Annotated in this window: 21 protein-coding genes and 3 pseudogenes; 5 read left to right on the top strand and 19 right to left on the bottom strand. The window is 46.2% G+C overall.

Going from position 1 to position 22373, the window contains the following annotated elements:
• Positions 1–4 precede the first annotated feature (4 nt).
• The 4 genes and pseudogenes from GKD17_RS05495 to GKD17_RS05480 form a co-directional block, all read right to left on the bottom strand.
• Positions 5–2545, bottom strand: a complete 2541-nt coding sequence (locus GKD17_RS05495) for a hypothetical protein (RefSeq protein WP_005816117.1) — start codon at positions 2543–2545, stop codon at positions 5–7.
• A 220-nt stretch (positions 2546–2765) separates the two neighbouring features.
• Positions 2766–3287 (bottom strand): annotated as a pseudogene (locus GKD17_RS05490) (TraG/VirB4 family ATPase); the annotation flags it as partial.
• 101 nt (positions 3288–3388) lie between these two features.
• A complete protein-coding gene (locus tag GKD17_RS05485; protein WP_007839225.1) occupies positions 3389–5200 on the bottom strand; it encodes a reverse transcriptase/maturase family protein in 1812 nt (603 codons plus the stop codon).
• A gap of 573 nt (positions 5201–5773) precedes the next feature.
• Positions 5774–6607 (bottom strand): annotated as a pseudogene (locus GKD17_RS05480) (TraG/VirB4 family ATPase); the annotation flags it as partial.
• Positions 6608–7206: 599 nt separating this feature from the next.
• Here GKD17_RS05480 and GKD17_RS05475 point away from each other — a divergent pair.
• The 5 genes from GKD17_RS05475 to GKD17_RS05455 all read left to right on the top strand — a co-directional run bounded on the left by GKD17_RS05475 (position 7207) and on the right by GKD17_RS05455 (position 10883).
• Positions 7207–7416, top strand: a complete 210-nt coding sequence (locus GKD17_RS05475; RefSeq protein WP_007837387.1) for a helix-turn-helix transcriptional regulator — start codon at positions 7207–7209, stop codon at positions 7414–7416.
• A 7-nt stretch (positions 7417–7423) separates the two neighbouring features.
• Positions 7424–8536, top strand: a complete 1113-nt coding sequence (locus GKD17_RS05470) for a DNA cytosine methyltransferase (protein WP_007837385.1) — start codon at positions 7424–7426, stop codon at positions 8534–8536.
• A 3-nt stretch (positions 8537–8539) separates the two neighbouring features.
• The gene (locus GKD17_RS05465; protein WP_007837383.1) at positions 8540–9619 is read left to right on the top strand and encodes a restriction endonuclease, SacI family; all 1080 of its coding nucleotides are present in this window, start codon (positions 8540–8542) and stop codon (positions 9617–9619) included.
• Positions 9620–9627: 8 nt separating this feature from the next.
• A complete protein-coding gene (locus GKD17_RS05460; protein ID WP_007837381.1) occupies positions 9628–9990 on the top strand; it encodes a hypothetical protein in 363 nt (120 codons plus the stop codon).
• Between the two features lie 65 nt (positions 9991–10055).
• Positions 10056–10883, top strand: coding sequence for a DUF5677 domain-containing protein (locus GKD17_RS05455; protein WP_007837375.1), 828 nt, complete (start codon positions 10056–10058; stop codon positions 10881–10883).
• 35 nt (positions 10884–10918) lie between these two features.
• On the opposite strand, the gene GKD17_RS05450 is transcribed toward GKD17_RS05455, so the two are convergent.
• From GKD17_RS05450 to GKD17_RS05380, 15 genes and pseudogenes are all read right to left on the bottom strand, one after another.
• Positions 10919–11224 carry a hypothetical protein gene (locus GKD17_RS05450; protein WP_007837373.1) on the bottom strand — a complete coding sequence of 102 codons (306 nt, stop codon included), beginning with the start codon at positions 11222–11224 and terminating at the stop codon, positions 10919–10921.
• A 21-nt stretch (positions 11225–11245) separates the two neighbouring features.
• Positions 11246–11794, bottom strand: coding sequence for a hypothetical protein (locus GKD17_RS05445; RefSeq protein ID WP_007837371.1), 549 nt, complete (start codon positions 11792–11794; stop codon positions 11246–11248).
• A 19-nt stretch (positions 11795–11813) separates the two neighbouring features.
• The gene (locus GKD17_RS05440) at positions 11814–13079 is read right to left on the bottom strand and encodes a relaxase/mobilization nuclease domain-containing protein (protein ID WP_007837369.1); all 1266 of its coding nucleotides are present in this window, start codon (positions 13077–13079) and stop codon (positions 11814–11816) included.
• Positions 13076–13471: a plasmid mobilization protein gene (locus GKD17_RS05435; protein WP_007837368.1), complete on the bottom strand. Its 396-nt coding sequence runs from the start codon at positions 13469–13471 to the stop codon at positions 13076–13078. The genes GKD17_RS05440 and GKD17_RS05435 overlap by 4 nt, the downstream gene beginning before the upstream one ends.
• Positions 13472–13730: 259 nt before the next feature.
• The gene (locus GKD17_RS05430) at positions 13731–14543 is read right to left on the bottom strand and encodes a hypothetical protein (RefSeq protein ID WP_007837366.1); all 813 of its coding nucleotides are present in this window, start codon (positions 14541–14543) and stop codon (positions 13731–13733) included.
• A 111-nt stretch (positions 14544–14654) separates the two neighbouring features.
• Positions 14655–14948 (bottom strand): helix-turn-helix domain-containing protein, encoded by a 294-nt coding sequence (locus tag GKD17_RS05425; RefSeq protein ID WP_235778246.1) that lies wholly within the window; start codon positions 14946–14948, stop codon positions 14655–14657.
• 169 nt (positions 14949–15117) lie between these two features.
• Complete coding sequence (locus tag GKD17_RS05420; protein WP_032936483.1) at positions 15118–16257, bottom strand: site-specific integrase; 1140 nt, start codon at positions 16255–16257, stop codon at positions 15118–15120.
• 322 nt (positions 16258–16579) lie between these two features.
• Positions 16580–17305 carry a helix-turn-helix domain-containing protein gene (locus tag GKD17_RS05415; RefSeq protein ID WP_050764898.1) on the bottom strand — a complete coding sequence of 242 codons (726 nt, stop codon included), beginning with the start codon at positions 17303–17305 and terminating at the stop codon, positions 16580–16582.
• Positions 17306–17564: 259 nt separating this feature from the next.
• A pseudogene (locus GKD17_RS05410) lies at positions 17565–18962 on the bottom strand (TraG/VirB4 family ATPase); the annotation flags it as partial.
• 122 nt (positions 18963–19084) lie between these two features.
• Complete coding sequence (locus GKD17_RS05405) at positions 19085–19384, bottom strand: DUF4133 domain-containing protein (protein WP_005816074.1); 300 nt, start codon at positions 19382–19384, stop codon at positions 19085–19087.
• A 48-nt stretch (positions 19385–19432) separates the two neighbouring features.
• The gene (locus GKD17_RS05400; protein WP_007837354.1) at positions 19433–19798 is read right to left on the bottom strand and encodes a DUF4134 domain-containing protein; all 366 of its coding nucleotides are present in this window, start codon (positions 19796–19798) and stop codon (positions 19433–19435) included.
• A gap of 58 nt (positions 19799–19856) precedes the next feature.
• Positions 19857–20189 (bottom strand): DUF4134 domain-containing protein, encoded by a 333-nt coding sequence (locus GKD17_RS05395; protein ID WP_005812854.1) that lies wholly within the window; start codon positions 20187–20189, stop codon positions 19857–19859.
• Complete coding sequence (locus tag GKD17_RS05390; RefSeq protein ID WP_005812857.1) at positions 20186–20638, bottom strand: hypothetical protein; 453 nt, start codon at positions 20636–20638, stop codon at positions 20186–20188. The genes GKD17_RS05395 and GKD17_RS05390 overlap by 4 nt, the downstream gene beginning before the upstream one ends.
• A gap of 221 nt (positions 20639–20859) precedes the next feature.
• Positions 20860–21630: a metallophosphoesterase gene (locus GKD17_RS05385; protein WP_007837351.1), complete on the bottom strand. Its 771-nt coding sequence runs from the start codon at positions 21628–21630 to the stop codon at positions 20860–20862.
• Positions 21627–22307 carry a hypothetical protein gene (locus tag GKD17_RS05380; protein ID WP_225710357.1) on the bottom strand — a complete coding sequence of 227 codons (681 nt, stop codon included), beginning with the start codon at positions 22305–22307 and terminating at the stop codon, positions 21627–21629. The genes GKD17_RS05385 and GKD17_RS05380 overlap by 4 nt, the downstream gene beginning before the upstream one ends.
• Positions 22308–22373 lie beyond the last annotated feature (66 nt).

Raw genomic sequence — 22373 nt, 5'->3', positions numbered from 1 at the left:
TCCCTCAGTTTTCGTTCTCGTTATCTTCACCATTCCCTCTGTTAGGGTCTGCATTCTCTCTCCATCGCTCGTAGCACTCTTCAATGAGTGTCCTTCTGCGACCTTGGTCTGCGTCGATTGAAGGAAGAATGTCCTTCAGCACGTCAATGATGCTGCGCTTGTAGTGCATCATTTTTTCTAATGATACCAAGTCGGCGTAAATCTTGGTGATACGGCTATCTACTTCACGGGCTATCTCCAGACGGTCGCTCGACCAGAGCAGGTGTATTACATCGTCATTGTCGGCGGTCTGGGTTGCCTCGCTCTTGGCATATTCTGTGGTGATGCTGCACGACGGGAACTCCTGGGCTATCTCCGAGATACGGCTGTTCACCTGCCTCGTCTTCTCCTCGTCAGAGGCATTCGGGTCAAGGGTCAGCACATCCACCACCTGTGTGTCGGTGTATTCCGAGGTCAGCTCCCACGATATTTGCAGTATCGCACGGTGTATCTTGATGCCAAGGAAGTACTTGGGCTTCCTTGCAATGGACAGTGTCGCCTTGAAGGTGATAATGCCGTTGATGTTGGGCATGGTGGCAGTTCGGACGTAGGTGTAGCCGTTCCACGAACCGGCACCTTGCCACGTGAGATTGTAGGCTGACTTCACATCCTGCATGATGGCAGGGATGCGGTAGTAGTCATCGGTGGAGGTGGCATTGTCGTTAGCCGCCTCGCTCTTGGCATTCTGTATGTCTGCCAACTGCTGCTGCCATGTCGCCAATTCCTTCTTCAGGTTGTCTATCTTCGTCTTGTTGACATTATGTTGCTGCCGCAAGGCAGGGGCTTCCTCCACAGAGGCATTGGCTATCTGCGTGAGCAGGTTCCTGTTCTCTGTCTCCAACTGGCTTATCTGCGCCTCCAACAGGGCTATCTTGCTATTCGCCTCACGTTCCTTCTCGTCCAGTTCCGATAGGTCGAGATTATTTTCTGATACGCTTGTCCTCATGGCGCATTCCTTGCTGTGGGCATTGAGCGAACCGCCGCACTCACGGCACTTGTACTGCGTGCTGCCCTGTCCGAGGGTGACACCGTCCGAACAGGTGACGCTGATGGTCACGCTCTCCACGCCCTTCAGTTTGGCGGCATCGGTGGCTTGATAGTAACGGCGTGCGTCACTGCCGATGTAATAGACATAGCCCTCCTCGTTGTCGTTATACTCCGAGAGACGTGCCTGCAACTGACGCTTGAAGGTATTCAAGTCCATGCTGTAGGAGTCGAAGACATCCTCATACACCTCTTCCACGTTGTTCCAGCTCTTGGTAACGTGTATCTCGTAGGCGTAGGCCTTCTTGGTCTGCTTGCCGCCACGGCTGATGATGTACGACGACATCCAATAGTTCATCGTATAGGTGAAGCCGTCGCTCTGGGCGTTGAGCTGCTGCACACGGCTGCGGCTCCATCCGGCATGGTTCTCCGAGTTGGCCAGTATCTGCTCTCGCTGCGTGCTGTTAGGGTAGAAGTTGGGGTCGGAGGTGTTGATACGATACCAATGGTCACCGTTCAGAATACTGTTGTCATCGGTCGGCGGATAGTAGTCACAGAGGCTTACGCTGCCTTGGTCTCGTCGGGCAATGTACCAACGCTGTGTATAGTAGTTGCCCTGCGTCTCGCTCAGATAGTCTGTCATCCACGAGGTGATGTTGTAGTTGGAGAGGTCGAAGAGGGCTGCCACGTTGTCCTCGCCACCCACCAGACTAAGGAGTGTGCTGCCGATGCCGTTCTCTGCCTGTTCATAGAGGTCATGGTAGTTGTCATAGATGTCGATGATTTTACTCACCTTGCCATTGAAAAGGTCGTTGAAGGCACTCTGCTGCAAGAGTGCGCCTGATGCCCCGTTGATACCTGCCGTCGCCAACGATGCTCCCATATTGTAAAGCGTCTCGATGTCGGCGGTGAGGTTCTCCACGGTGAAGTTGCCGGGCACACTGGCGATGTCATCCAACAGCTGCTGCCAATCTACATTGCCTATCTCCGAGAGTTTGAGGATGGCGGCTATCTCTTGGTTGATTTCCAAGAACTGAATGTCGGCAAAGGTCAAGCTACTGTTGGTCACGACACTCTCAAACTGCATACACAGCGACTTTGTGTCGGCGCATATCTTCATCAGGTAACTGCCCCAGTAGAGGGCGGTCTGCGGACTTTTCAGCATCATTCCTGCCACCGTCCATATCTTGGGCATAATCTTGTTCGCCACCATATTGTGGATGCGGCGGTAATAGTAGTTCTCCGTGCTACTGCTCCAAATGCCGAGGTCGGTGAATGCCTTGCGCTCCAAGAACTTGGCAGCGAAGATGCCGGCAGTGGCAACCTCTGCGGCATTGTAGTGCTTCAAGATTTCGCCCACCTGCTCGTTATAATAGCTCTCTGCCATAGCTCCAGCACCGAATGCGGCAGCCATGGCGGCAACGATCTGCTTGTCGTAGTTCACGCTGTAATACTGCGCATGAACCCTTCCCACGACAAGTGTAAGACACATATATATTATAATAAGGTATAAACGTCTCATTGCTTCACTACTTTACGTTTTTACTACTTTCAGTTTCTACTATTCCACTACTTTACTACTTGTAGTATTTACTATTGGTAGTATTCACTACTAATCGTATTTACTACTAATCGTAAATACTACCCAGCCACCGTTCCCGAAAGTTTTGCTTTCGGGCATCTGGGCTTTACGTCTATTCCGGGATTTCCGTTTCCATCAATCAGCCCCCGTGCTCGCCGTGTCAGCGGCGAGTGGCTCCATCGTCCGTCAAATTGAGCACATGCCCCGCCTCATTGACCTTCTGCGCAAATGCCAACGACTTCCCGATGCCACTGGCATCCCAATCTCTGCAATACCGCTCGATAGCCTCCTGATGTCTGCACTTCAGTTCATGCTTATAGAGTTTCAATGCCTCCTTCTCAGCTCGCTCGGTGGTGTAGGTCATATAGCACTCGTGCGGCTCCTCCACACCATACACTCCGCTCGTCGATCCACGTCGGATAAACACCTCACGGAAGAAACTTCTTCCCTCCTTGTTATCCAAGCGGTTGACAGTGAATATCTTCTTGCAATCCACATCCGTCAATCCTAATATCGCCTTGATCTCGTCGAATCGCTCACGAAATTTGCTTTGGTCGAGCAGCATCACCACGTCGGAGTTGTTGATGATGGCTTCCTTCACGATGGGACTGCCGATGATGTCCTGTATCTCCTGTGTCACTACGCCCACGCTCGCCCAGAACTTTCGGGCTGTCTTGTGTAGGCTAAGCACCCGGCGCCTTATCATATTTCTATGGCAGGTTTCCAAATGCTCGCCCCCGAACCGGACTTACACCTCTCAGCGTATCCGGCTCTCCACTAATTTCAGTCTATCTTTCCGTCATGTATCTTCTTATGACAACTCCTGCACACTGCAATCGTCTTGCGTTTGCGGGCAATCATGTGTCGTTCCCAGCTTTCCTTTCCCTGCAAGTTCTTTAGCTTCCTTACATGGTGCATAACAAGGTCGTCTGTCGCTCCACATAGTTCACACTCACGGGCTTTCAGCCTTTCAACAAGACTTGTCCGTCCCGCAGTATAAATTGTTCGTGGCATAGTGTCACATTCCGATTTATAGGTGGGTTTCTTTCGTTTGAAGCCACCATCGTAAAAGAATCTTTCCTTTACACCTGTTTTAGTCATGTGTTTTATGATAAACCTACCGTTCTTACGATATTTTTTGTTTACCTCACGTGTACGGCATTTATATTTGCCTGCAAACGTTTTGTACATGCTGTATTCCATGATGTACTTGAAATTATTCAAGGCATGGGCGCAGTTGTTGGCTATGGAGTAATAGTTATAGAAACCCACGATTTCTCGATTATAACTATCAAGGATTTCAAGGTCATCATTGAATATCAGTCCCGATTTACATTTCGGTTTCCATATTTCCTTTCCGTTACGGTTTGTCAGTTCTAAGACTCCCAAATTGAAAAGTTTTTTACGGACAGTTTCCATACTGACATTTAAGCAGACCCTTTTACCATAGGTTCTTCTTAATCTACCCCGTTTATCCCTTTTTTGGTCGTTGGACTTTCTTACAGTGATTTCATATCCGAGAAATTTGGCTGGTCTTTCCGTGTGAGTGACAAGTGTCTTTTCATCGGACAGCTCCAATGCCAGTTTATCAGCAAGGAAGTTTTTAATATCTTCCTTTATCTGTTGTGCATCTTGCTTGCTTCCGATAATTCCCACAAGAAAATCATCTGCATATCTTGCATATTTCATTCTTCTGTAATCGGCGTCCATTTCTTCGCCGTTGGGATATTTAGCCCGTCCTTTTTCTATTGCTTTCAGTTCAAGGATTAGCTTTGTCCTTTGCCTTTCATCTTTTACGGATTTCAATTTTCGCACAATACGTTTTCTTGCATTGCCAAAGTCCATACTTTCTCTACTGAATCTTCGTTTCTTCCCTTTGTCGAATTTGGCTATGTATTCCTTTATATACTTATCCAGCTTGTCAAGGTATATATTAGCCAATATCGGGCTGATGATACCCCCTTGCGGTGTGCCACTGTAAGTATTGTGGAATTGCCACTCCTCGACATATCCAGCTTTCAAAAACTTGCGTATCAGTCGGATGAATCGTTCATCCGCAATGCGCTCCGAGAGAATGTTTATCAATACATCATGGTTTATATTGTCAAAGAAGCCTTTTATATCTCCCTCTACAAACCATTTTGCACCGCTAAACTCCTTTTGGATATGAGTTAATGCAGTATGGCAGCTTCGATTGGGACGAAACCCATGCGAGGTATATTCAAAACTTCCCTCGTATATGGCTTCCAATACCATTCTTACCACTTCCTGTATCAACTTGTCATTGAAAGTCGGCACGCCAAGAGGTCTTTTCTTACCGTTTTTCTTCGGTATGTACACTCTCTTTGACGGTTGGGGTTGATACGTTTCGTCTTTTAACGTATCAATCAACTTTTCAATTCGTTTCAGGCTCATGTTGTCAATGGTCTGACCGTCCGAACCTTTAGTCATGTTACCTTCTTTAGCGTAAATACGCTGATAGGCAACATAGAACATTTCCTCATTGAACAAAATTCTGTAAAGACGTTCAAACTTATAGCTTGCATCCTTACTGTGTTCTGATAGACTGTTTAATACTCTTTCTGGACTTCTCATAATGTCTCTCACATTTTCCGTTAATTGTATTAATAATTAGCTGCTTCCCTTCGCCATGTACAAGGCGTTACCTTGCTCAAACTACTATGGAAGCTCCGTTACCACTCCGAATTTTCATAGGTCGAACCTAATAGCCTTTCGGCACTTCGGGATAGGTAATCCCCGTTTATCACATCGTAACTGTTGGCATGATAGATTGTCGGATACGACTTCCGTCCTTTACTCGCTTACTGCGGTTGTGTCGTGATAAGTTCTTGCTACATTCATACCTATTCACTGAAGTAGTATCACGATATGGCGGTTGATAGTTACCTTACGCCATAGCCTCAAGGGGGACCACTCAGACTATCGTTCAATCAATTCGGACTTTATCCTCATATCTATCTTTTCATCTCGCCATTCAGTCGCAGTTTGGTAACTAACTGACTTATGACTTTTCCGACATGCTACACTCCCTGCTCGGTTAAGTTTTCCCGAAACAGATAAGTCGGCTGATGATAGGTTATTTTCAAAGAACACGTTCCTAATCTCTTGCCAAAGAGATATTTACGATGCAATCTTTACGGGCGCACAGAGGTACTTGATGTACTCGGCCATCAGCGGCGAGGCGATGGCTTTCCATGCCTCCTCGATGACAAGGCACTTGCGGTTCTTCTTCAGGCGCATCTTCTGCAGGAACACGTCCATGATGATGAGCGTCACGATGGGGAAGAGCTGCTTGTTCTCCTTGATGGCATCCACCTCGAAGACGATGAAGGTCTCGTCGAACAAGGTGCTATCCACGTTCTCGTTGAGAATCTTGTCGTACTTGCCGCCACGGTAGAAGTTTTGGAGCATATAGGCGAAGTTGTCGCAGTCGATGGTGGTGATGTTGTTCTCGATGCAGATCTGGTCGAGACGCTCACAGGCGAACTCATAGAATGAGTCGAAGGAGAGGGTCTTCACGCTCAATGCCATGCGCCGTTCCTCCAGTCCCTTGATGAGTTTCTCCACCTTGTCGTGTATCTGCGTCAGCTCCGTGCCGCGCCGCTTCTCCATGGTGGAGAGGTTTTTTCTCAGTGTCTCCTTCTGTGAGGAAGGATAGGGCTGCACACCGTTGAAATAGAAATCGTAATACTCCGTCACCAACTGCTCCACGACACGGAACTCCAGTTCGGGTATCTGCGTCTCCGAGCCTTTCCATATCAGCAGTATCAGGTTCTTCAGGAAGTCTATCTTCTCAATGTTCAGCTCCCGCTTGCTGATGTTGAAGGGGTTCATGGTGATGGGCTTGTCCTCCGTATAGGCGATGTACTTGCCGCCCACATACTCGCAGAGTCCCTCATACGAGTTACCCGTATCGACCATGACGATGTCGGTGTTCTGCTCCCACAACTGACGCACCACGCTGTTCATGTGGAAGCCTTTTTACTTATCCTAACACGTTGAGCCACAATACTTTCTTAAAAACAATAAATTCAAAACGGTACAAATTTTGAACAGGCGAAAAACTATAGTTCAAGGCACTCGACAAAGAGAAAAAACTATGACAGGGGCAAAAAGCAGTTTTAAGATTATTTATGAAAAAAATTGGGCAATTTTGGCTGGTTGCTATCCAAAGAGCGCATTTTTGATGAAAAGTCCCACTTTCATCAGCCATAAAGAGTGAGACAATCGAAAAAGAAAAGGAGGGGTGAGAGAGCCTTGTTTGTGGCTTCAACATAGGGCGAAAATGGATGTCTTGTACCTTGGTTGTATCTCAGTCAGCATATATTGCTGATAGACAATGCAGGTTAATAATTCGGCGGCAACAACAATAATAAATAGTATGCAGGTTCAATAAGAGTTGCATTTTATAGTATGGAAGGATAATGTTTTGCTCTTGCAAAAATGAATAACCATATTATAGATTTGGTTGAAGTTATAGGCGAAATCCAGAAAAACTACCTACAAAAATATAAATATTTATCAAATAACGATAAACTATCAACTTTTTTTGTTATATTTGCACCCAAAATTCAATAGATATGGCAGGACATTCCATAAATAGGATAAGAGTTGCTTTGGCTGAACAGAATAAAACCAATCGTTGGTTGGCTGAACATGTTGGCAAATCAGAGATAACGGTTAGTCGATGGGTGCAAAATAAGGCACAACCGTCTTTAGAACAATTGCTTCAAGTTGCAAAAGTTCTTTCTGTTAGCCCTAAAGATTTGATTAATGACATAAATGAATAATTAAAATATGACAATAAAAGAACAGAATAATTTCAATAACATAAGAACAATATCTTTGTTCTCTGGAGCAGGTGGCTTAGACATCGGAGCCATCAAGGCTGGAGCTCATGTCGTTTTTGCTAATGACATGATGAAGGAGGCTTGTCTTACATACAAAGAGAATATAGGAGACCATATTATTCAAGGAGACATCAACACTCTGTTTGATGAGATTGGCAAGGTTGATAATCCCGATTTGGTTATTGGGGGGCCTCCTTGTCAAGGCTTTTCTGTTGCTGGAAAAATGGATGTCGATGACAAGAGAAGTCAGTTGATATGGTCATATGCGAAGGTCATTGAATTTACAAGACCTCGTGCTTTCATAATGGAAAACGTTAAGGCGTTAGGAACTCTAAAGAAATGGGAAAAAATAAGAGAAGCATTATTGGAAAAATTGCGTTCCTTGGGTTATTCCGTCAATTTTATGGTTCTTAATGCTACAGATTATAACGTTCCACAAGCAAGAGAAAGGATATTTGTAGTAGGTATAAGAGGCGATGAACACAAAAAACCCAATTGGGAAAAAATGATATTGAAGTATCGCCACAAAGCCCCTACGGTTAGGGAAACCTTGTCTGTATTGGATAAAGCGGGAACAGGGAATAACAAAGGTGTATGCAAGGCAAAGATTACATTGTGCCTTAATCCTGTTTTGCGCAAATCTCCATATGCAGGTATGCTATTTAACGGTTTAGGTCGCCCAACCCGTATAGATGGATATAGCGCAACACTCCCAGCATCGATGGGTGGAAACAAAACACCTGTCATTGACGAAAAGGAACTTTATGAAAATTGTGAAGCTTGGATAAAGGGCTATCATAAGAAAGTTTTGTCTGATCCATCCTCAGCAGAATATAAAGAAGCTCCATCTTTCTTGCGTAGAATGACTGTTGAGGAAGCAGCACTATTACAAACATTTCCAATTGACTATAACTTCTGTGGCCCACAGTCATCAAAATACACTCAAATTGGTAATGCCGTGCCTTGCAACCTTGCCCAGGCAGTAGTAAGCATGGTTATTAACGTGTTGAATGGAAACGAGGAAGTTGTTTATTTACCCAAAACAAGTTTATTTGATTAACACATGAGAAGAATAGAAACAGAAGCTGCACAAAAGGTCTTATTAAGAGCCAAAAAGAATCGCAAAAAAGTAAAAGATACGACAGGAGAACTGATAGAAAAAGTTCTTCGTGGTTCTCATAAGACATATCGATACATTCTTATAACAGCACTATTGGCAAAAAGCACAAATGCGGACATAGATGCTCTTAGCCTTCAAGCTGGTGACGATTCTGAAGGCGCATATGATGCCAGAAGTCTATGTCATAAAGTGATTGTTCCATTTGAACGAGAGTACTATCCTAATAGCATTGGAGGTTCAAATGAACCTTTCCTTAATAAGCCAGCCAGGTTTACAAGATTATCAGAAGATAATGCTGTTAGAAGAGGTAATGATATGGAGATATTGAAAATAGTCATAAGAATACTTTCTTCAATCAAATCCTCAAAGTCTGCCTTTTTATATCTTTCTTCTGCCATTTATAACATTGCTCAAATATCTAAAGAAGAAGCAGATAAGTACACACTTCCTGACTTGGATATACCACAGGCTGAATTACCACAAACCACATTGGATTATATCATTGACCTCACAAGGCAATCATTTGAAGGAGAAATATGTCCATTGGTTGTGTCTGCTTTGGAGCATCTATACTACGAAGGTGCAAATAAAGTGGTTCCTCATAAAGTTAATGAAAGCGGCTCTTCCTCTAAGGAAGTGGGAGATATTGATGTATTTACTTCTTCTGATAAATTGCTATCATCTATAGAAGTTAAGGATAAGGACTTTACTAAAGAAGATGTTGAGCATGCGATTCATAAATTTGCATCAAGTAAAATTGAGAAGAGTCTTTTCATTTTTGGTCGTAAAGTCAATTTTGATAGAGATAATGTATTTGAAACTGCTGCAGAACTTGGCAAGCAGGGTTTTTACTGTACAGTTATCTCCATTGAAGATTATGCCAAGATGCGGATATATTCTATAAAACGCAACTTCTCAATTAACGAGTTTGTGAAACTCATGCTTCATTTCGCGCATAAAATAAATGCAAAGGATGAAACAATACAATGGATTAAAGATTGTGCTATCGAATTTGCTTTGTAAGAGAAGATATGTATTACGACGAAGAATTTAACTCGGACACATTGTTGAGAGAGAACGTTGATTTCTATCTAAAACGTGCTCATAATGAAAATATGCTTTACAAGGTAAAAGAGATACTATGTGAAGCCTATAACCATGACATCATTTGTCTATCTCGTTTAATAGAACTTGAAGGCATTCTTGGCTTCGGAATTAGGGAGTACATGTTAAGAGCACCTGGGTATTTTATTTGTGAGGATGCTGAGTATATCAAGACTCTTCCAGAAGTAAATAAGTACGTAGCAAAACAAATTGGGATAAGGCAAAACAAATCTAAATACCCCAAGATTGGTTACGAAAATGTTAGGAGAGCTATTTGTAATTCACGTTAGTAAGTATGCTTTTCTATATTGTTATAAATTGATAATTTTTCAGATATTTTTACCTCATAACAACAGTGGACTCAGTTAAAGAAGAAATGTATCTTAAAAAAGAGATAGAAAAAATATGTGCTGATGCATTTCAAACTGTCGATAATGCAAGGCAAGATTGGGAGCTGCAGAATAATAATATCCCTGAAGCTTTCATGATTGCGCAATGCATCGTCCAAATGATATGCTTGAAGGCTAAAACCATCCTATCAATGACGGAAGGTGTTTGTCTCATCAAAGGAACATGTCGAATAATAGACTTCTCATCGATGCTACCTCTGGTGCGAACCATGTATGAGCTATGTTTCATATTGCGCTGTTTCTTTGTATTACCTGAAACGAGAGAGGAAATGACGATATTGCTTGCAATATGGAAGATTAGAGGTCTTGCTTGTCGACAAAATATGTGCGATATTCCAGATAAATTTTTACAGAAACAGAAACAAGAGAAAGAGGATATTACAAAATTAAGGAATGATGTTAATACGCTTCTTTCAAACTTGGATATTTCAACAGAAGTTAAAAATGACATTAAGAAAATCTTGGAATACAACGGAGATAATCTAAAAGGATTTGTTTTCGTAAAAGAAAATAATAGAATAACGAGAATAGACGATATACATTTTGCAGATGGTTTAAAAATTCTTCCAGAACTACAAAATACTTCATCTTTATATAAGTGGACATCAATGCATACGCATGCATCATTCTTGGGCATATTACAGTTCGGACAGGCATATACATCAACTGGAAAAGAAAGGATTATGAGGTCAATTATCGCAAGTACTTATCTGATTTGTAATACTGTTTTATCTGACTTTAAAATGCTGCTTAACAAAAAAGAGTGCCCATAATGGGACACTTGAAAATTAAGTATGTGTTTCGCATATTACCTTGTCCTCCCAATATCTTGCCTCGGCATGTCGCCCACTATTTCGTCCAGTTCCCTATCCACCTTGGACAGTTCCTCTTTGGACAAAGCATATATGCAGTCAATCGCCAGTCGGTTGGCTGCTATTTTTCTGCGTGCAAGGATGGCTTCTTCACCACCTATGGAGGGGCGGTTTGCACCGCTTGCCTCCAGATAGTTGTTTACTGCGTCACGCATGGTGAACTGTTGCCAGCCCGTTTTCGCCCAATGGATAAGGGCTTCGGCTGCTGCTTCCCTTGTCTTGCTATATTCGTTGTCTGTCATAATGGTATAAATTTGTGTTTACTAAACCAGTTTGATACATATCCAAAGAGTTATTTCCATGAAGATTATTGCCCATGCCACAAAAGCGAAGCCGAACATCCATGCGTAGGTACGTCCGTTGAAGTAAGCACCTTCCTCGATATTGCGGATTCGTTTGAGTTCCTTCTGCTGGTGAGCGAACAGGTCATTTATCCGCTTCTCGTGCTCGTCAAGAGCTTGCTTGAAGGCAGAAATGGCGTTGTTGTTCCGCTCGTCCAACTGGGCAAGTCCTTCATCGTTGATGCCAACTTTGAGGTTGCTTTGTTCAGCTTTGACTATGGCATGGCAGATTCCATCAACGATGTTGTCTGTGCTTCTGTGGGCAGCCATAAGTGCCACTTTCGTTGATTCCAACCTCCGATAGACATTGTACAGTTCTTCCTTTGCCTCATTGAGCGCTTTCTTGGCGGTTTCTATCTCCTCCAGAGTTACCTTGATTTCGTCCTTGCCACTCTCGATGTTCTCGTCCTCCTGCATCTGATTGTACAGGTTGAGCACATCCTGTGTGGCATCTTTCTTGTTTCTTCCCATACCGTTCTTGTCTGAAAAGTTATCGTCTCATGCCTCTCTTTATCGGCTTGCAGAGTGTGTTTGCTTGCATTGCGCAGCGTCTTGCCCATTCACGGTCATCATCGTCCTTATCACGTCCCCAACCACTGCCAGGACTGCCACCGCCACCACAGGACTCAGACATCGATGTGGCAGCATCAAGGTAGTCCATGAAGAGCAGCATCGCCACATTTAGAATGTCATTGTGGCTTGCAGATCCATTCTCAGGTACTTCGATACAACCGTTCATCGTGTCGTATGCAGTTCTTGGCATGACTATGTTGAAACGCTCGCCATCGACTTCAATAATCTTCCTCAATCTGGCTGGAAGGACATGTTTGCCATCATCGACTGTTCGGGACTTACCACTTGGCATTGCCGTGTTTCTGCTGTCCAATGTAGTAGCGTTTGGAACAGGTGACGAAGGTCTTTGACCAACTGCAACAGGGGTTGTCTGTGGGTGCAGTTTACGGAAGGTATTCCCGATTTTCGATGCTGTGAGATTCCTGCCTACACCAAGTTCTGATGCCTTGATGGTCGTTCTGCCGAACTTGAAGCGATAGCCACGCACCCTGCCTTGACCAGTCTTGTCACGGATAAGCTCGATGTCATATCCCTTTGCCTTCAACCGTTCGGCATATTCATCCCAGTCAAAGAACGGCATTGAGCGCAGCACATCCATACATGCTTTGGTCACCTCTGCAATACGCTCCTGACGAATTTCCATGGCATCCTTCCATCCATGATGCTGATTGACGGCTTTCGCAGCCATCACGGCACGCTCACCAATGAACTTCACATCATTGAGATTGCCATCCATGTCGATGCGGTTCACCACCAGATGCAGGTGGGGAATACCACTCTTGGAGTCACGGTGAAGGGCGGCGAAATACTGCGAGTTGGCTATGTTGGTAGGCTTGACCAAAGTTGCAGCCTTGCCCTTCTTCTTCCCGATGTGGTTCACCTTGGAGATGCCATCCATCTCACGGATGAACTCGTCAAGGAATCTCCTCCAGTCTTCCATCGTCCAGTTGCGTGCCTCTTCCTCAGATGGTGAAAGCTCAAAGCGGATGGACGTCAGTTCGATGGGCTTCTTGGCATACCTCTGCTTGAACATGGACTGATGCAGCACCATTTCGTCCCACATGCCCATAGGCGGCAGACCCTCGCTAAGATGGTTGGTCTTGACGATGTCCGCACGGTTGTTCTTGGTTGCGTAATTGGTCATTGCCTGCCCATGCTGAATCGCTGATGCTTTTGCTATCATAACATATCTAAGAATTTGTCCCTAATGCGGCTCAGTTCCTCTATCAGGGTGTTGATGCCTTGAAGCCAACGCTCCATGAAGTCAGCTCTCTTGAATAGTTTCAGTCTCTCAGTCTGTGGCAGGGCATGAAGTGCATTGCGCACATAAACCAGTTCAGACCTTGCCCCGATTAAGCCCTTCAAGGCTTCCTCCTGCCCTTCGGTCATGGGTAGGGAAGGTTTGTGTCCGATGCCTAAGTCATGGAGATAGGTGCTCTTGCTCCTGCCTGACAATCGGGCATTATGCACTACCTCATTGTATTCTTCTTCTGTGAAACGAACGTCAATGTGTCTGGTCTTCGGAGGTCTCTTCTTTGAGGTCTTCTCCGTGGTGTTATTCTTGTCTTTTGCCATTATAGATGGGGATTATAAAGTTTATACTCTGATATAACAGGACAGCCAATGTGAGCCTGCGAACATTCAAGAATGCCAGTAGGAAACGGTGGGCGAAGCGAAACCGTCTGACACTGGTACTTCTTGTTTAGACCTCCGAAAAAACTACGGCTAATAGAAGTGGCGGCTCCTGGATAGCGTGTCTGTCAGGACAGTCAATAGTTGAAATAAGGGAAAAGGAGAAATGACATCATGAGTGCCTTGGGGAGTTGTGTGCGTCTTACTGCTCCGTGTTCTCCTCAAAGAGTCTCTCATCGCCTGGAGGCTGCAAGAGACAGCCCTCGTCATCATAGACAGGAGGCGGCAGCAGTTCAACAGATGGAGTCTCTCCGCCTTGGTTGTAATCATCTTCTGACGGCTGTCCAACCTCATACTCAAAATAGGTATCACCTTTCTCTTCCCTTTGTTTGAAGTCTTGTGGTATCGGAGAAAGATCTGAAAGTCCGTCCCCGATGACACATGGATTAACGGAAGGGGAAGCAGTATTATAAGGGGCATGAACATGGGGCTGCTGAATGTCATTAGTGGCAGGATTGACACAGCTGTCTTTCTGCTGCCCTGTGCCATTGGAAAGATTGCCTCCCGAAGAGTAAACGGTATCGGATGGGACATCGGACACCGGTTTCTCTTGGGTGGCGGAAGTCACGGCTTGACGGTTATAGAAAGGGTTCTTGATGGCTTCCTTGATGCCGTCAACGTACCAGAAGGCGATGCAGAGTATCGTATGAATGGAGGTGCGGTTGTTCCTCTCGGTTGAGAGAATACCCACCTGATTGAACAGTTCCACCACCTTTGCCGCTGTCTTGCGGTCACACTTCCAGAGGGCAGACAACTCAACGGTTGAGATGGCAAACTGCCCGATGGAGAGTGAAGCGGAGAAGCCTGTCTTCTGATAAACACTTGGCTTGATGGAAGCCATAGATACAAAAGTGTCGAAGGCGGTCATGCGGTGGACGCCCTGCCTGTCATCCTTCAAGAAATCGAGCTGCTCCTTGGTCAGCAGGATTCCGTATTTTATGCTTTGGTTACTCATCTTGAAAAACTGGTTATAAGTGAAACGGATTACTCAGCAAAGAGAAAATGAATGTTTATTCTTTTTCCCTTTCGTAAAAAAGTAGATTCCGTGGTTCTATTGTCCATCATGTCATTCTTCTCCATTGGGTAATCTCTCATCCTTGTCCCTCTTAATGGAGGAAGGCTTGTTCTTCTTGCTCTTCTGCAACATTGCCAGATGAGCCTCGAAGTCTGCCTGTTCCTCCTGGGTCGGTTCGTAAGGCTTGTCCCAAGAACCGCCTGACTCAATCCATTTTATCAGCTGGTCTTTGAAGAAGTAGAGCGTGTTGCCTCTCTTGTAGAAAGGGATGCGCCTCTCGGATGTGTAAGCATAGAGCGATGAGACCTTCTTTCGGACAAAGGCACTTGCCTCTCTGATGTCCATAAGAACATGGTTATCCTCGTTCGGAGCATTGCCTATTCTCTGACCAATGTCATCAAGACGAGTCATCATCGTATTGACCTTCGTCAGAAGTTCGCCAACTGCACTGGGCAGTTGGTCGAACGATAGTGATTTGTTATCTTCCATTTGTTATCCTGATTTTGTTATTCACTTATGTCTGGTCACTCTCTGCTTTGGTTGGCATTTTGAGCGAGATACGTTCTGCCGCATCACGTTTGAGTTCGTCCACCACATCGGCATACACCTGTGTAGTGGCAAGATTGCTATGGGTAAGCAGCTTGCTCACGGTGTAGATGTCTGTTCCCTCTGCCAGTTGCAAAGTGGCGAAGGTATGGCGGAAGCAGTGGAAGGTGATGTGCTTCTCAATGCCAGAGGCCTTTATCCACGGCTTGAGGTACAATGCCACTGTACTGTTCGTGAGGTTCTTGAACACCTGTCCTGTACCTCGCTCACCACATAGTTGCAGAGCCTCTTCACTGATTGGGAGGATAGCAGCGGTGGACGTCTTCTTTGTGATAATGTCCATTCCCCAGCCGCCATCAGCCAACTTGACGATGTTCTCCCACTGGAGTCTGATGCAATCAGAGAGGCGAAGACCAGTGAGGCAGGAGAAGAGACCTGCACGGCGAAGGACATCACTCTTGCAAGGAGTCTGAGACAACTGCAACAACTCTTCCTTGGTGAGGAACTGCCGCTTGTTGCCATGAGCCTTGGCACGCACAAGTTTCTTGGCTATGTTCTCTTTGAGCAGTCCGTCTTCGTATGCGATGGCAAGAATGCACTTCAACTTGGTAAGGTTGTTGTTGGCAGTCGTACCCATCATGCGCTTGCCATTGTGCATACAGGCATCCGACAACAGGTAGTCGAGAAAGCCCTGGCAGTACTGAACGGTAAGGTCACAGAAGCGGCACTCGCCATGCGTGTAGTTGTGGAAGTGCATGTAGGCTGTTGCCCAGTTCTGGCTGCTTCCACGTTCAATCATGAGGTTCTTGAAGTATTCCAAGAAACTCTCCTTGCCCTTGTTGCGGTCGAGGAAGCCATATTCCTCATTGATGATGGACTCAGTCCTGCGGCACTTGATGATTTCCGCTTTCTGAATCATACTCTTGTTATACTCCTGCTGGAAGCGTTCAACTGGGTTGGTGTAGATGTAAAGACCAAGGTACTCCCTGCGTGAGAGCTTGCCTGTCTTCGGGTTGCGGACTGGTGGATAGAAATCCAGATAGAGGGAAGTCTGTCCGTTCTTGATAGGTCGTCTCCGCACGGTGACCTTTGTACAAATGTTTGTCATATTGTTACTATTGTATTATTGTTTATGATATGTATCTGTGGATGCGAATAGCCTTCGCTGCAACGCTTTAACTCTCAAATCCGATGCAAAGTTAGATTGCCGTGAAAAGAGAAAAGTAATGATGGCTTCAAATACTGTCTGAATTTAACCTGAATTTGCTTTTGAGTATGATTTTACGCTAAAAATCGGACTTAAATAGGGTTTCAGAAGTGCTTTTTGTCTTATATCCGTTACTCTGCGTTGTGGGTTTGTTTCGACCGACAAAGAAGGCTGTTTCAGACCATTTGCAACGGCATGGGTAGTATATGAGTTTGTTTGTGCTTCACTTCCGCTTAGCCTTGGTTGAAGCACTTTGTTTCTCTGCCTTCTTGCGTGCAGCCTCCCAGTCTGCTTTTAGATAGTAGTTGGCTCTTCCACCTTTGAATTTACGGATTCTCACTCCATGAGTTTCTGCAAATCTGCGTACCTGTGTCTTGCCCAATCCGTAGAGCTTCATAATGTCGAAGCAGGTGTACCAGTCATCGGAAATGTTCTTTCCCTGTTCTTCATTGTAAAGTCCGATGACCCTCTCCACATCTTCTTTCTTGAAGCAGGTCGTTCCCCATGCGTGGACTGATTGTAGTTGGTAGCGGTTGCGGACTTCATAGAATCTGCCATACTTAATATCAAAGGTGCTCAACACCTCTGCCATCGTGTAATGGGTGTCGTGGCTTACTCCATCAGGTGCTATCTCCCCAGCCTTGGGGGTCTTGCGACACTTTGCCAACTTGTTGGCTGAACCTGTTTCGGCATCTTTCAACCTTTGTGCCTTCTTGGGAGTTGTCCCTTCCAACGATAGGGAAGAAGGGAGAACCACCCGATAACCTTGTTCCTTGGCTATTTCAAGGAGGTCTTGTAAATAGATTCTTGTCATGCGCGTACCCAAATTTACGGCTCTGAGTCTGCCTTGGCGAATAAGGCTGCGTACTGTCTTGACGCTGATGCTTACTGCCTGTGCTGTTTCCTCAACGGACATCAGCACGATTGGAATGCGAGTTGTTGTATTCATTTTTACCGTTATTATTTGAATTTTGTAGTGACTCATGGGGGATGGTCCTTAACGGAAACTTTTAAGAGGAAACAAGGGGAAATAAGAGGAAATAAGAACCCTCATTACGAACCGTGTGTCCCTCTGCCCATGGTACAACCGTGGTACAAAATTACTCTAAACGGATGGAACTCGCAATAGGCGTTTGGAGCGTTATGTTAATGAATATATATTGAAAATGAGCAATTTATGACGTTTAGGTTAGTTTTGTTTGGAGTTCTTTTCGATGCGTTTTAGTCCATATGACATGCATGTGGAACGACTTGCCGCTGCCCGAAGGACCCAAACAAAAAAAGTTCGAGTTGTCGGTCAGCTTCTCCTTTCCCTCCTTTCCTGTGATGTCGATGGCTACGGGCACACCTTGGCGGTCGGTATAGTATATCTTCAGCGGGGTGTCCTCATTATGCACGATGCGCTCCTTGTACATCAGACAGGTGGCGGCATCGCCGAGGGTGAGGAATCGGTCGTAGTCGGCATTCATGCCATAGCAGTTGCCGGGGAAAGAGTTGACGAACAGCTCCAACTGGTTGTAGGCCCGCTTGCTGATGTGGATGCCCATGCGCGAGAAGGAGTTTTCGAGATGGTTGGTGCATTTCTGTATGTCGGTGTCGCCGCTCACTGCCACCACGAGGTTGTAGTGGGTATAGACGAGCTGCTTGCTCTCACGGGCTATCACCTCCTGCACACGCTTGATGTCCTCTACAGCCATCAGGTTGCTGGGGTTGGGCATGGAGGCATGGCGGTTTTTCTTCTTGTCGAGTAGGGCAAGCTCACGCTTCTGGTTGGGCACGAACACCATCTGGTTGAACACCACGCAGTCGGCTCCGGGCACGCTATCGACGATGCTCACGAGATCAACGGGCATACTGGTGTTGTTCACCTCGATATTTGCGTAGGGACGGATGACCGACGGCAAGTTGGCATAATCCACATCCACAAGGCTATACACCTTGCAGCTACGGTCCCCCATGCCGATGGTCTCGTCATCGACCTTGAAGTTGGTCATCGACACCACCTTGTCACGGAAGTTCATGGAGAAGAAACGGTCCACATACTCGCAGGCTTCCGTTTTGCCGAGGAATCGGGACTTCACGCCGGCATCCCTCAGCTGGTCGTGCACCTTGCGTATCTTCACCAAGAAGTCACGCCATTTCTTGTTGTCGAACGACATCAGACGGCTCTTCTTGTTCTCCTGTGTGATGGTGAGGTAGCAGACGCTGTCGGTAAAGGGTCTGCCGTTGAAATAGCGGAAGTAACTCTCGCTCAGGAACTCATGATTTCCACCGTTCTCTTCCTTGAATGCCTTCCTCACAAACACGTCCTGCTTGTGCAGCGCATAGCCTTCGCCCAAGGTCTGGGCAAGGGCGGCGAAGAGGTGGGTGAACTCATAGTAGGCCTCGATGTTGGCGGAATACTTCTGCACAGGGTTCTCCATCTTCAGAACAGCGGAGTATTCGCCCGTCTTGGTATAGAGCACGCCGATGCCATCCACTTCCTCGATGGAGAAGTAGATGTCCTGGAAGATGCGCTTGCGCTTCCCTCCCGTGCCGAATGCCTTGACACTGATGGCCATGCCCACGCAGATGGCTGAGAATATGAGTATGATGTATAGGGTCATTGTTCTTTTTCTTTTTTAATCGCAAAAAGGCGGGCGCACCCTCATGCGTGATGCCCCCACCTCCATTCACTTACAATCATTGATAGCTTTCCACTTGGACATAATGGATTCTCTTTTTTGTTTTACACTTTCTTTGAATAGGCATAGATGAATATGCCGTTGTCACTCTTCTTGCTGTGCAAGCCCTTGCGCTGCTTCATGACGATGAGAACGCCACCGACAGCTACGGCGAGGACTAGCAGCACGAGTCCTGCCACGAAACCGAAGATGCAGTAGCCGAGGATGAAACCCGCAACGGCTCCTCCTGCGGTGGCTGCCGCCCAGTAGATGTAGCGTCCCTGCAACCCGAAGAACTCCAATGGACGTTGCAGTCCCTTGAAAATGGGATAATCCGGAAAACGCTCTTGCTTTGTATCTGCCATAACTGTCAGTGTTTTAACGTTCTACATACTCACAATCTCACGCTGCGTTTAACCTCCAATGCCGAAGAACAGAGGCAGTGCCTGGGCTGCTGCAATGAGGAAAATACATGCGCCGACGACCATCATGATCTTCTTTTTCACGTCCTGTTCCTCGTTGTTCATGGCGATGTAAACGCTTATGGCTCCGACAATTGCAACGACACCTGCAATGGCATAGCAGAGCTTCACCACGATAGGTACATACTTGGCAATCTCCTCCGTCACTGTGGTAAGCGCGGTCGTTCCTGCCGAGTAGTCGCCGGCTGCGTTCTGTGCCATTGCTGCGGTGGTGCCGACAAGCAACATCAGGGCGAGCGTTTTCATGCGCTGTGAAGAGAAGAATCCCTTCACCTTCTTGTTAATCCTTTCAAACATTCTTTTTACCTTTTAATTTGTTACACTTTGAGTTATCTTATCTCGTATCACCTGTATCTCAAATCTGATAACCGAAGAAAGCGGGGAAGACGATGGTCGCTCCTATGAGGAACAGGCAGGCTCCCACCAGCATCATGATGTTCTTCTTCACTCCTTCTTCGCCCGTATTCATCTTTATATATATCTGCAAGGCGCTGACTATGACCACGATGCCCGCCACTGCATAGCACAGATAAACGATATAGAGCATCATCGTCACGGCATAGTCATGGGCACTCGCAAGTGCGTCCGCTCCCCAGCTGTAGTCCACGTTGCCACACTTAGCACTGGCCAGAGCTGGGGTTAAAGCGGCATATAATGATAGAAATGCACTTCTTGTTTTTGACATCATATCTCATTATTGAGTGATTCCACCTTGACCATGTCACGTCCATTGTGACGAAGACCGCGGGCGATGATGGTGTTGTTCAATTCTTCCGAATACATGGGGTCGGAATAGGTGGTATTCACTTCCTCCATCTTCTTCTCGATTGCGCTTTGTATCTTTTCAAGCACATGAGGCTTGCTCTCTTCCGCAGTGGCGGCTGCCTCCTCTGTAGGCTCTGCAAGCTGCTTCTCCTCGTAGGCTGTCTCATATTGGTTGTCGCCTACGCTGAAACCACCGTCGCTCTCGCTGACCGCTATCGACTCTTCCTCGTCGGTCATGTCACTGACATCAAACGACTCGCCCTGTGACTTCTCGTCCTTGGGCTTTCCGTACAGATCCTGCACGATGATGACCGTATAGTAGATGACATAGATTATGGTCACGACAATGGCGAATATTACAAATGACTTCATATTTTCAAGTTTGATTTTACTATGGTTTGGCTTATTGCCGATGCAAAGGAACTACCTTTTCTTCAATCTTAAACCGAAATGACTTTCCGCGGAGCCAAATCTTAACTCTAATTTTGATTACACTCGCAATCATACTCAAAAATCAAACTCGAAAGGCACAAAAAAAGCCCTTCCGATAGGGAAGAGCTTGTAAAGAGGGTGGATGAAAAAAATGTGGATGGCTATATGGTCAGGTACTTGCCATGGGAGAAGTCCTGATGTTCGTTAGAGAAAACATAGCCCAACTGGTTGGACAAGCATTGGGTGTTGCCTATCCTGGCATCGATGTTGGTGTGCGAATGTCCGTATATCCAATAGTCTATGCCGCTATCGGTGATATAGTCCTCCAACTCTACGGTGAACGCCACGTTTGCCTTGCTGCCTTGAAACTTTGGGTGGAGCATACGGAACGATGGTACATGATGGGTGACAACAATCTTATGGGCTGCTTGCGAATATGCCACTGCATCCTTGATAAAGGTGAGGCAACGTTCATGCTCAGCATTGAATTGGGCATGGGTCATCAGCTCACCTTTATATAATATACGGCGGAAGTCGCTTATCACTTGCTCGGTGAAGTAAGCGTCCTCCAAAGGAATCCTCGACCAAAGGGTGGAGAGGATGATGTCGGTGTCGCCAATCCTCGCAATACCGTTGTAGTGGCTGAATACATTGGGACGTACCTCCAAGAGATAGCCGTCGGGCAGTGTCGCCACATCATAATATTTGTAGAACTCATGGTTGCCCATGCAGCAATGCACCTCCTTGTAGTTCTCCGATGCCCAGTCCCAAAAGGGATGCTTGGAGTAGTTGTCATCGCCGAGATAGCCGATGTCGCCGGCAAGCAGCAGTATGTCGCCCGTCACCTCCAAGGGGTGGGCTTTCAGATACCGCCAATTGTCGGCAAACTCCAGATGCAGGTCGGATGCGTATTGTATCTTCATATTGGTCATGCTTCTATAAACAATTCATCCAGTTGATCTAACAGTCCGGTCACAAATGCCTCGTCTTGACCGAGTGACTTTGACAATGGTTCTGCGAGAGTTGACCAGTCGGCTCTGATGGAGGCGACAAACTCCCTTATACATGCCACTATTGAAGCAGGAGCCTCAATGTTGTCCTCAGTCATTATGACCACATTTTTCAGGATGTCCGAACGGTGCTTCTTGATGTCTTTGGTGTTCACATGCTTGCCGTCCCGCTTGTCTGCCATGAGATTTAGGTAGGCTCTTGCCTTCAGTGCTATCAAGGCAGCGGAATTGGCATGGCGTATGCCATCAGTCAGTTGGCTGTGTGCGATAGTAAAGTGATAGTAATCATCGTCCATGATGATGGCACTAAGACTCGACACATCTTCATCGGTCGGGATAGGTTCTATGACAAATCCCTTTGGCTCTCCAAGCACGTCGGGGTGGCGTGACAGCAGTTCTATCATCTCGGGATAGCCGTCTTTACCATCAAGGAAACGATACATTTCATACCTTGGTGGCTCACCAGCCTCCTGTTTCCTCTTTTCAGGTCGATAGCCAGCCTCCCGCACAAACTGCCAGAAGCGATTGGCGAAAGCCTCGGTCATGTTCTCTACGATGACTATCATGTCGATGTCGTGTGTGGCGCGTGGACGCACCACGGTATTGGTCATGGTGATGTCACAGGCTGCTCCGCCTATCACCACATAGTTTTCTGAGTATTCCGC

This window comes from Phocaeicola dorei, from assembly GCF_013009555.1.
Taxonomy (GTDB): domain Bacteria; phylum Bacteroidota; class Bacteroidia; order Bacteroidales; family Bacteroidaceae; genus Phocaeicola; species Phocaeicola dorei.
The sequence above is the reverse complement of the archived record's forward strand: the minus strand, read 5'-3'. Positions and strand labels throughout refer to the sequence as shown.

Bases quoted from the DNA above. Each gene is read 5' to 3' on its own strand.
- GKD17_RS05495 (WP_005816117.1), bottom strand. From the start codon at position 2,545: ATGAGACGTTTATACCTTATTATAATATATATGTGTCTTACACTTGTC.
- GKD17_RS05485 (WP_007839225.1), bottom strand. From the start codon at position 5,200: ATGAGAAGTCCAGAAAGAGTATTAAACAGTCTATCAGAACACAGTAAG.
- GKD17_RS05475 (WP_007837387.1), top strand. From the start codon at position 7,207: ATGGCAGGACATTCCATAAATAGGATAAGAGTTGCTTTGGCTGAACAG.
- GKD17_RS05470 (WP_007837385.1), top strand. From the start codon at position 7,424: ATGACAATAAAAGAACAGAATAATTTCAATAACATAAGAACAATATCT.
- GKD17_RS05465 (WP_007837383.1), top strand. From the start codon at position 8,540: ATGAGAAGAATAGAAACAGAAGCTGCACAAAAGGTCTTATTAAGAGCC.
- GKD17_RS05460 (WP_007837381.1), top strand. From the start codon at position 9,628: ATGTATTACGACGAAGAATTTAACTCGGACACATTGTTGAGAGAGAAC.
- GKD17_RS05450 (WP_007837373.1), bottom strand. From the start codon at position 11,224: ATGACAGACAACGAATATAGCAAGACAAGGGAAGCAGCAGCCGAAGCC.
- GKD17_RS05445 (WP_007837371.1), bottom strand. From the start codon at position 11,794: ATGGGAAGAAACAAGAAAGATGCCACACAGGATGTGCTCAACCTGTAC.
- GKD17_RS05440 (WP_007837369.1), bottom strand. From the start codon at position 13,079: ATGATAGCAAAAGCATCAGCGATTCAGCATGGGCAGGCAATGACCAAT.
- GKD17_RS05435 (WP_007837368.1), bottom strand. From the start codon at position 13,471: ATGGCAAAAGACAAGAATAACACCACGGAGAAGACCTCAAAGAAGAGA.
- GKD17_RS05430 (WP_007837366.1), bottom strand. From the start codon at position 14,543: ATGAGTAACCAAAGCATAAAATACGGAATCCTGCTGACCAAGGAGCAG.
- GKD17_RS05425 (WP_235778246.1), bottom strand. From the start codon at position 14,948: ATGGACATCAGAGAGGCAAGTGCCTTTGTCCGAAAGAAGGTCTCATCG.
- GKD17_RS05420 (WP_032936483.1), bottom strand. From the start codon at position 16,257: ATGACAAACATTTGTACAAAGGTCACCGTGCGGAGACGACCTATCAAG.
- GKD17_RS05415 (WP_050764898.1), bottom strand. From the start codon at position 17,305: ATGAATACAACAACTCGCATTCCAATCGTGCTGATGTCCGTTGAGGAA.
- GKD17_RS05405 (WP_005816074.1), bottom strand. From the start codon at position 19,384: ATGGCAGATACAAAGCAAGAGCGTTTTCCGGATTATCCCATTTTCAAG.
- GKD17_RS05400 (WP_007837354.1), bottom strand. From the start codon at position 19,798: ATGTTTGAAAGGATTAACAAGAAGGTGAAGGGATTCTTCTCTTCACAG.
- GKD17_RS05395 (WP_005812854.1), bottom strand. From the start codon at position 20,189: ATGATGTCAAAAACAAGAAGTGCATTTCTATCATTATATGCCGCTTTA.
- GKD17_RS05390 (WP_005812857.1), bottom strand. From the start codon at position 20,638: ATGAAGTCATTTGTAATATTCGCCATTGTCGTGACCATAATCTATGTC.
- GKD17_RS05385 (WP_007837351.1), bottom strand. From the start codon at position 21,630: ATGACCAATATGAAGATACAATACGCATCCGACCTGCATCTGGAGTTT.